Raw genomic sequence first — 1,423 nt, forward strand, 5'->3', positions numbered from 1 at the left:
AGMCTGGCAGAGCGCCTGGAAGCSCCTTCCCGCACCCCAGMCCCGCATCGATTTCGCAACGCCCTATCAGATCCTTGCCGATGCGCTCGGCCGCCATGAAGGGCGCGCCCGCGCGCTCGCCCGCCTCGGGCCGGAAGCGGCAGAGCCTCTCGATGACCTGCTCTCTGCGGCATTGCGTTTCGAGGGGCTTCATGCGCCCTCCATGCAGGGCTTCCTGCATTGGCTCGCTTCGAGCAGCCTGACGGTCAAGCGTGAGGCCGAGGCCGAGATCGACGCCGTGCGGATCATGACGGTGCACGGCTCCAAGGGGTTGCAGGCGCGTCTGGTGGTGCTGCCCGATATGACAGGGGAGGTTCAAGGCGAGAGAAAGCTGCTCTGGACCCGTCAGAATGGTCTTGATCTGCCCGTCTGGATGCCGGGCCGGGAATTGCCTTCCGATCTGGGCGACCGTCTGAAAGAAGCGGAAAAAGCGGCGGCGCAGGCCGAGCGTAACCGCCTGCTCTACGTCGCGCTCACAAGGGCCAGTGACTGGCTTGTAATATGCGGCTGGGAACCCCGAAAGAAGCAGAGCGACACCTCATGGTACACGCTCTGCCGGGACGGGTTCGACCGTCTCGGGGCTGCACCGCAGTCTTTCGAGGGCGGGTGGGAGGGAGAGGCCCTCGTGATCGAAGCCGAGCCCGAGCATCAAACCGCACTTCCTGCCAGGCATCATGAACCTGCTCTGATAGCGCTCCCCGGATTTCTGGGCAGTGCACCGGACTGGCGTGTAATCCCCGCGCCACAGGAGGCTGCCCTCACACGACCTCTGGCGCCCAGCCGACCGGATGAAGCGCGTTTTGGCGAGGCGCCCCCTGCGCTTTCTCCGCTTGTTCTGGCGGCAGGGCATGAGAGCAGACGCGCGCGGGCCATCAACCGGGGCACACTCGTGCACAGGCTCCTGCAATGGCTGCCGGACAGAAACCCTGAGGAATGGGACGTGCTGGCCGAAAACTGGCTTGCCCAGCCGGCCCATGGTCTCCCGGCAGAGGACCGCACGCAGCTTCTGACCCAGATACGCGCCATCCTGACTCATGAGAATCTGGCTCCGCTTTTTGCGCCCGGCAGTCTTGCGGAGCAGCCGGTGACGGGCATTGCGCAAGGCCAGGTTGTGCTGGGACAGGTCGACCGCCTCTGTGTGACGCCTCGCCAGGTGATGCTCTGTGATTACAAGACAGGCCAGAAGCCTCCGCGACCGGGCCAGGCCGTACCCGCTGCTTATCGTCGCCAGATGAATGCTTATGGCGCTGTGCTCTCACAGCTCTATCCTGATCATGAGATCGTGCTGGTTCTGGTCTGGACGGAAGGGCCAACGCTCAGCTTTGTCCCGTTCGAACCCTGATCTGCCGCAGCCCGGCGCCGGGGGGCATGTCCCGGTGGGGAK

Annotated in this window: 1 protein-coding gene; it reads left to right on the top strand. The window is 64.8% G+C overall.

From position 1 onward, the window contains the following. On the top strand, positions 1 to 1,381 hold a 1,381-nt coding region (locus C0V97_RS17525), incomplete at its 5' end, for a 3'-5' exonuclease (protein WP_199752009.1). Between the last annotated feature and the right edge of the window lie 42 nt (positions 1,382 to 1,423).

Source organism: Asaia sp. W19 (genome assembly GCF_003994335.1).
GTDB lineage: Bacteria > Pseudomonadota > Alphaproteobacteria > Acetobacterales > Acetobacteraceae > Asaia.